Source organism: Vibrio genomosp. F10 str. ZF-129 (assembly GCF_000287055.2).
In the GTDB taxonomy this organism is placed as follows: domain Bacteria; phylum Pseudomonadota; class Gammaproteobacteria; order Enterobacterales; family Vibrionaceae; genus Vibrio.
In genome coordinates this window covers 1-6,345 of record NZ_AJYQ02000050.1, presented here as the reverse complement: position 1 = coordinate 6,345, position 6,345 = coordinate 1, and the positions used below count along the sequence as shown (strand labels likewise).

The following is a 6,345-nucleotide window of genomic DNA, read 5'->3' as shown; positions in this document are numbered from 1 at the left end:
ATAAACGCGTGGCATTTTTTGTCGGTTTGGCTAAAGTGTTTACGGTACAAATTTCAAGTTAAGTGGTTGTTTATTAGCCGCTTAACAGAGCGCTGACGGATCCCCTCATAATTTCCCCAGTTCTGCATTGTGTGAGCCTTTGATATTCGAACATTCCCCATTGGTATTGAGATTCATTAATCTTGTATCGCCTATGATTCCGCACTTCTCTTCCGAGGCGAGGGATTGATAGGACTCGGCGGTGTTTAAGGCTGTTGGCTTGGAAGTCAAAATGCCACTTAGCTTGTACTGCAATTAGTACATTCCACCACATCAAAATTTCAGCGAGCCACGCAATAAGAAGGAGGATATCTAACCGCTTAGTACAACGAGTTCTGTTAAGACGAAGCGCGATCCCGTAAGCCGTTCTTTTTAGATCGCGGAATGCCTCTTCTATCTGCATTCGTTTTGCGTAAAGATTGGTCATTTGTACTTCGTTTAAGATATACCGAGGGACATTAGTCCCGAGTAACCAAGGCTCCTTCGCACTGCGTTGGTAAAGATGTGTAGCGGAGTGTTTTTGGCTGGTTTGCTGTAGAATCTGAATATCGCGTATCGTTAGTCCATTTGATTTAAATGTGTGTTTGGCGATATACATTAGATCAAGGGCAGCGATGCGCATCTACCTCATTGTTTTTACAGTTAATTATGAGGGAATTCGCAAGAATGCGGCGTTATGTGCAAGAAAGAGGAAATCATGAAATTAGCAGGAATCGACTTGGCCTGGCAAGGCGATAAGAACCCGTCAGCTATTGCTATAGGGAGCTTAGGTGGAAGTAATCTAATACTCGAACAGCTGGAGCCTGCTATCTTGGGTATGTCCAATATTCTAGAGGTAATAGCTAACCAAAAAGAAATATCTGGGATTGCAATCGATGCTCCTTTGGTAATCAAGAATCAAACTGGGCAAAGAGAGTGTGAGAAATCACTCAGTCGCGATTACGGATCAAGAAAGGCTTCTTGTCACACTTCAAATCTGTCTCTCTATCCTGACGCCTTGAGTGTAAATCTGTCATCATCTTTGCAGTCATTAGGTTACGAGCATTTAGCTTCTGAACTATGGCAAATAGAGTGCTATCCTCATCCTGCCATCATTGAATGCTTTGGCTTGCCAGAAAGACTTAGTTATAAAAAGGGTTGTGTAGCAGATAAAAAAGCGGGTCAAATTAAACTAGCAAGTTTCATAGCGGCTCTTGAACAATCAAGTATTCTATCGCTGAAAATTCCGGAACATGTCAAAGGACTTCTCTCAGCACCTTATATTGAGAGCTTAAAAGGTAGAGCCCTCAAAAGTAACGAGGATGCTTTAGATGCAATCGTTTGTTTGTATATCGCGGGGCTATACCAGATTAGAACGTCAAGTGCGACTTATGGTGACGCTGCGCAAGGGTATATATGGGTTCCACAGCAGAAATGCATATAACAAGTTGCTTAAAATTGATTCAAAACGCGTGGCATTTTTACTATGTGTTGCTTTAAGTGTTGAAGGTATTATGCGGAGGCTAAGGTGCTTGAGGCTTCTCGCAGTGGGGGTATATTATTAGATTTATAATCACCAAAAAGTCACTTAACGTTACGATCGCAGCGGGCATTAAGCGCCAGAGCTGAGTGGCAACCCGTAAGTTCAAATGTACGACAGACCGTAAGCATAGGTTTCCTGTTCCCCCCCAAACTTGCCAGATCAAGACGTTAAATAGGCTGTAGATATCACCTATCTAGTGACAAGCGAAGGCTGGATATGTTATCGACCCGTACTCGCGGCAAGTCGTGAGTTGGTCAATGAGTACCAGAATGACCGAAACTCTGGTCTGTGATGCGCTATCAATGGCATGATTCCGCAGCCATGAGTGGCCTAATTATAAGCAGGTTCAAAAATTAGATTTCAGGCTCGAAGCTCGTGTTTTTTGCGGGTTTATCAAGGAGCCCCTTCTTGCAGTTAACCGCCACGTCAAATAGGTCAGTGGCGGCATAACCATTAGTTGTCTACGAACATATGGTTAGCTTTGGTTACACCTCTGTCATAGGTGCAGAATGTATCTGTAGCCGCTTCAGTTTTACTGTGAATTTTAATATTGGTGATGACTTCTACCGCACCAGCATCATAACAAGCTTGTTGTGCATCTTTCACGATTTCTAGTAGCTGGTTTAGCTCACCTTTTAACGTGGTTTCCATCGCACTTACTTGGAAAGGAATGCCTGAAGCTTTAACAACTTCTATAGCCTTATCGACAACTTCAAAGTTATTGCCTTCTTTTACTCGTGGGATAACTTGGAAAGCGAGCATGACTTCATCTAGTCGTGGTTTTTGAGCTGACATCAATAATTTCTCATTGGTTCGGTTGGTATTGAATGGCGTATTGTAACATCAATTTAAAGCATTGCGGTTTGAACTTAAATGCGTCGGCTAAAAAAGCGTTTAAGAGAGATTCCCAACGCTTGGTATTTTTGGTCTACTTATAATTTAGTGTGTACGGCACAATGGTTTAATCTGGTTGGCTGGCGTTATTCACCACTAAATGCGGCGCTATAAGTGATTTGAGATAGCTGACCATAAGCGCCACTAAAGTTTAGGCGGCTTTGACTTTTCGTTGGTTCAACCGCTTTATTTTTCTCTATTTGTATCTAACCATGGGATGTTTTTATCGCCTAAGTAGGATGAAATACATTGAGCAATAGAATCGACTTAACCTTACTACAGCTTGCTTTGTTTAGCTCTAAAGTTAATCATACTGCTCAAGAGACAAACAGAGTACCTAACTGATTAATCTTAATACAAGACTCCGAAAGGCTGTAAGATCTATTTCATCGGAGGTGTTACCACAAAATACTAATTTGTAAGAGGAAATGTGATGATTCAATGGCCATGCATTATAAAATTAGAAGGCGATGATGAGCTGATGTATGTCGGTTCCAAGAAACATTTACAGGATGAGTGCGAGGGATTGATATTCAGTGACCTTGATGTTCTTATCGACTCCGTGGGTCAAGGCTTTACGATTCGTGAAGTTGGCAATAAAGGCATAGAAACAGAAAAAAATAATCAGTCTCTTAGTGTGAGTGAAGTGACCTCATTAATACAAGCCCACGAGTTTTCAAAAGCAGAGATGTGTTTAACAAAAATACACTTTTTGTCTATTTCTGAGGCGATTCAATCGTTGACTTTCACGGATTAATATAAGCTAACGAGCAATTGTCTAGTCTAATAAACGTTAATTAGAGAATGGGCTATACGGAAAAACTACCCCAACGAGCTTTTACACTATCATTAGACATTTTATGCACAAATCGATTCGGTTTGAGTTAACCTAGATGAATAAGTATTGAAACACAATCATTAGGCATCAATCAGATATGCGTAAAACAGATATGCGTAAAACAGATAAGAAAATAGATAACCAAATCAGAAAAACGTTAACACAACTCTGTGAAACCAACCTAAAACAACTTGCAGGTTTCCAATGGCTAACTCACTCAGCGAACTACTCTAATTTCCCTAAAACGTTGAAGGTGACCTGTGTCTTTTCGACCAATAGACAACTTTCTGAATTCTTGGAAAACGACGGTGGTTCACCTGTGTATTCTTTGGTTCAGACGAAACTTGCAACAATAGGCGTAACACTTAAGGACGCCGCCCAACATATAGCATATGATACTGACGAGAACTGCGCAAACGAGCACGGTGGTAACTGGGCGAAACGGCTAGGATGATGATGTGAATCAACTTAATGAACAATCAATAGAGTGCCCTTACTGTGGTGAAACTATCGACGTATTGATTGACGCGTCGGATATTGAACAACAGTACATTGAAGATTGTCAGGTGTGCTGTAAGCCCATAACCTTTTTGATTTTAGAAAATAATGATGGTTCTTTGATGGCTAACGTTTATAGCGAAAACGACAGTTTTTAGATGGCTATTTACATGCATGACCTCATCGTTAGCAGCGTAAACCAACTCAATAGGAAAGTAACGCGTTACCTCATGTTAATAGCATCCGGTTTAGGTCTATGTGTTTGAAGCGAAGTACATAATGCTAGGCACAGTCGTCACTGATCAACAGCGATCATGTTTTCACAAGGTCGGAAGTACATTCCATAAAAACGCACTAAAAAGCACGGGAAGGACGGCTGTCAATCATCAACACATCAAGTTTCTTCTTCGCTTTTTTGGCGTTTTCTAAATCAACCGCTTCTATCATTTCACATTCATCCCGAATCATTTCTTCAATGAGGCTAGGGTAGTGTCTGCAGTCTTCAGGGCGACTTAAGTAAATACTGCACGTGTATCTATCAGGATCGTTTTTAGATGTTTTGGGCGCTAATTCGAGAAAAGGGCATCGTTGCAGCTTTTCTCCGCTTTTAGGATCGAACCATATTTCCCCTCCTTTCACGTAATCAAAAATATCTGGATTAAAAATTTCCCAGAGATCAATTTCTTCTTGCGACACCCAGAGATCACCGCCACCATATTTAATGCAGCATTTTCCGCATTGGTTACAATCTCTCATCCAAATACCAATAATTCAGCAATATTGTCATATGATAGCACTGATTATGGGACATTAATGCGGATCATTAATTTGGCTCGTTGACTGGCTGACACATACTCGGTGAGGTCACACCAGAAGGTTATTGCTCGCGATTTCTTGAAGTGCTTTATGGGTTTAATGTACAGTGCCGACAATCACTTAGTATTCGCATTAGCGCAATGCAAACCACCATAATGAGGTTGCGTAGTATGAGTAAGATATTTCACCATCCGGTACAAATCTATTACGAAGATACCGACCACTCAGGGGTAGTGTATCACCCAAATTTTCTAAAGTATTTTGAGCGGGCACGAGAACATGTCTTGGGTAGTGATAAACTGGCAACATTATGGAACGAACACGGCTTGGGGTTTGCAGTGTACAAAGCGAACATGACTTTCCAGGATGGTGTTGAGTTTGCAGAGATTTGTGACATCCGAACATCATTCGAATTGGACGGAAAATACAAAACTCTTTGGAGACAAGAAGTTTGGCGAGAAGGGGCAAGTAAACCTGCTGTGATAGGGGACATCGAAATGGTGTGTCTAGATAAAGATAAGCGCCTTCAACCGGTCCCAGCGGAGATATTAAAAGCTATGATTGGAGCCTGATAGCAAACCATCTTCCTCAAAGAACACTCAAAGATCACTTAAACATAAATAGATACGTGGCTCTAGCTGAACCTTCGAGCCGCGCTCATCAAAGTGTCGTTTTCATTCTCTCCCTGACTTTGTTCGCAGCATGTCCTCCTAACTTAGCTTTTAACATAGTCCCTAACATACAGCCTCTAACATAGACGAGTCGAAATGTTTCATCTTGATCTTCATGTCCGATACAACCCCTCCCAAAGTAACAGCAAAACGGTATTGTTCATCTAATCGTCCTAAGCAGGTCTGCCAATAAATCTGCTCGAAACATTGGTTTGAGGTATCATTTTCACTATTTACCCCAAAATTAATGTCAATACCACGATAGGTTTCAATACAGAGTTTCTCACTCTCATTCTCACTATCACGTTTGAAATCCTTAGTCAGCGTATCAATTGATAAAGCACATTTTAAAGCCGATGAAAAATCAAAAGAAAAACGGTTTAATGGTGTGGAAAGACCGAGCCCAGTCGCTTTGATGTATGACTCTTTCAATGCCCATAAATCAAAAAATCGTTCGTTTTTTTGGTCGCTGTCAAGATCGTTCAAATCCTTAATTTCTTCCGCTGAAAAGTACCGGTTCATGACGGCCTGAATATCCATTCCACTGCGAGAGTGCTCAATATCCACCCCCAAAAAGATACTGGTATTCTTCATCTGACATACAGCTATTAACAAATGATCTTTGCTATGACTAATATTGAACGATAGACCCGTGTTTAAATACTGTTCACTTATCAAGGTAGGCTTTCCCTTCTGCCCCAAATGAAACTGCCATTCCTGCGGATCCAATGATGAATATTGAGACAAAACACAGCGCAAGTAACAGCGTATATAAAGAGCCTGAATTTGATCGTGGTGAAAGCGAAATCGGTCTACTTTTGCTGCTTCATCTCCTGAAAGCCAGGTTCGAAGGGAGTGGGTATGATCCAAACATTCATCAAGTTGATTGAGTGGGCATAGCCACAGTTCAATCAGAGGCTGGACGGCCAAATGGCATCTCCTTTTAGTTGTTGTTTTCGTCATATGTCACTATGGCGTGTTGATCTTTCGCAGTTAAATTTTGTTTGAGATAAAATCGTTTTAGGCGCGGCGAAAAGTATGACGCCTAGTTATTCTAAGCAAATACT

Annotated in this window: 9 protein-coding genes and 1 pseudogene; 6 read left to right on the top strand and 4 right to left on the bottom strand. The window is 41.1% G+C overall.

What is annotated here, in order from left to right; translation table 11 throughout:
• Positions 1 to 73: 73 nt before the first annotated feature.
• Positions 74 to 661 carry a transposase gene (locus A1QO_RS05955; RefSeq protein ID WP_017040260.1) on the bottom strand — a complete coding sequence of 196 codons (588 nt, stop codon included), beginning with the start codon at positions 659 to 661 and terminating at the stop codon, positions 74 to 76.
• Between the two features lie 75 nt (positions 662 to 736).
• On the opposite strand from A1QO_RS05955, the gene A1QO_RS05950 reads away from it, so the two are divergent.
• Both A1QO_RS05950 and A1QO_RS20040 read left to right on the top strand, forming a co-directional pair.
• On the top strand, positions 737 to 1,462 hold the full coding sequence (locus tag A1QO_RS05950) for a DUF429 domain-containing protein (RefSeq protein ID WP_017036599.1): 726 nt from the start codon (positions 737 to 739) through the stop codon (positions 1,460 to 1,462).
• Between the two features lie 188 nt (positions 1,463 to 1,650).
• A pseudogene (locus tag A1QO_RS20040) lies at positions 1,651 to 1,869 on the top strand (IS3 family transposase); the annotation flags it as partial.
• A 145-nt stretch (positions 1,870 to 2,014) separates the two neighbouring features.
• Here A1QO_RS20040 and A1QO_RS05945 read toward each other — a convergent pair.
• Entirely contained in the window at positions 2,015 to 2,323 is a 309-nt protein-coding gene (locus A1QO_RS05945) for a thiamine-binding protein (RefSeq protein ID WP_198926659.1), read from the bottom strand.
• Between the two features lie 565 nt (positions 2,324 to 2,888).
• Here A1QO_RS05945 and A1QO_RS05940 point away from each other — a divergent pair.
• From A1QO_RS05940 to A1QO_RS05930, 3 genes are all read left to right on the top strand, one after another.
• Positions 2,889 to 3,212: a DUF4144 family protein gene (locus A1QO_RS05940; protein WP_017036596.1), complete on the top strand. Its 324-nt coding sequence runs from the start codon at positions 2,889 to 2,891 to the stop codon at positions 3,210 to 3,212.
• Positions 3,213 to 3,405: 193 nt separating this feature from the next.
• Entirely contained in the window at positions 3,406 to 3,747 is a 342-nt protein-coding gene (locus A1QO_RS05935) for a hypothetical protein (RefSeq protein WP_026027015.1), read from the top strand.
• Positions 3,748 to 3,751: 4 nt separating this feature from the next.
• Positions 3,752 to 3,949, top strand: a complete 198-nt coding sequence (locus A1QO_RS05930; RefSeq protein ID WP_017036594.1) for a CPXCG motif-containing cysteine-rich protein — start codon at positions 3,752 to 3,754, stop codon at positions 3,947 to 3,949.
• Positions 3,950 to 4,145: 196 nt separating this feature from the next.
• Here the strand turns inward: A1QO_RS05930 and A1QO_RS05925 are convergent, their stop codons facing one another.
• Positions 4,146 to 4,547, bottom strand: coding sequence for a YkgJ family cysteine cluster protein (locus A1QO_RS05925; protein ID WP_017040812.1), 402 nt, complete (start codon positions 4,545 to 4,547; stop codon positions 4,146 to 4,148).
• Positions 4,548 to 4,777: 230 nt separating this feature from the next.
• Here A1QO_RS05925 and A1QO_RS05920 point away from each other — a divergent pair, with 230 nt between their 5' ends.
• Positions 4,778 to 5,179 (top strand): thioesterase family protein, encoded by a 402-nt coding sequence (locus A1QO_RS05920; RefSeq protein WP_017036592.1) that lies wholly within the window; start codon positions 4,778 to 4,780, stop codon positions 5,177 to 5,179.
• 162 nt (positions 5,180 to 5,341) lie between these two features.
• On the opposite strand, the gene A1QO_RS05915 is transcribed toward A1QO_RS05920, so the two are convergent.
• The gene (locus A1QO_RS05915; RefSeq protein ID WP_426621160.1) at positions 5,342 to 6,241 is read right to left on the bottom strand and encodes a 4'-phosphopantetheinyl transferase family protein; all 900 of its coding nucleotides are present in this window, start codon (positions 6,239 to 6,241) and stop codon (positions 5,342 to 5,344) included.
• Between the last annotated feature and the right edge of the window lie 104 nt (positions 6,242 to 6,345).

Bases quoted from the DNA above. Each gene is read 5' to 3' on its own strand.
- A1QO_RS05920 (WP_017036592.1), top strand. From the start codon at position 4,778: ATGAGTAAGATATTTCACCATCCGGTACAAATCTATTACGAAGATACC.
- A1QO_RS05925 (WP_017040812.1), bottom strand. From the start codon at position 4,547: ATGAGAGATTGTAACCAATGCGGAAAATGCTGCATTAAATATGGTGGC.
- A1QO_RS05940 (WP_017036596.1), top strand. From the start codon at position 2,889: ATGATTCAATGGCCATGCATTATAAAATTAGAAGGCGATGATGAGCTG.
- A1QO_RS05915 (WP_426621160.1), bottom strand. From the start codon at position 6,241: ATGACGAAAACAACAACTAAAAGGAGATGCCATTTGGCCGTCCAGCCT.
- A1QO_RS05955 (WP_017040260.1), bottom strand. From the start codon at position 661: ATGCGCATCGCTGCCCTTGATCTAATGTATATCGCCAAACACACATTT.
- A1QO_RS05950 (WP_017036599.1), top strand. From the start codon at position 737: ATGAAATTAGCAGGAATCGACTTGGCCTGGCAAGGCGATAAGAACCCG.
- A1QO_RS05935 (WP_026027015.1), top strand. From the start codon at position 3,406: ATGCGTAAAACAGATAAGAAAATAGATAACCAAATCAGAAAAACGTTA.
- A1QO_RS05945 (WP_198926659.1), bottom strand. From the start codon at position 2,323: ATGCTCGCTTTCCAAGTTATCCCACGAGTAAAAGAAGGCAATAACTTT.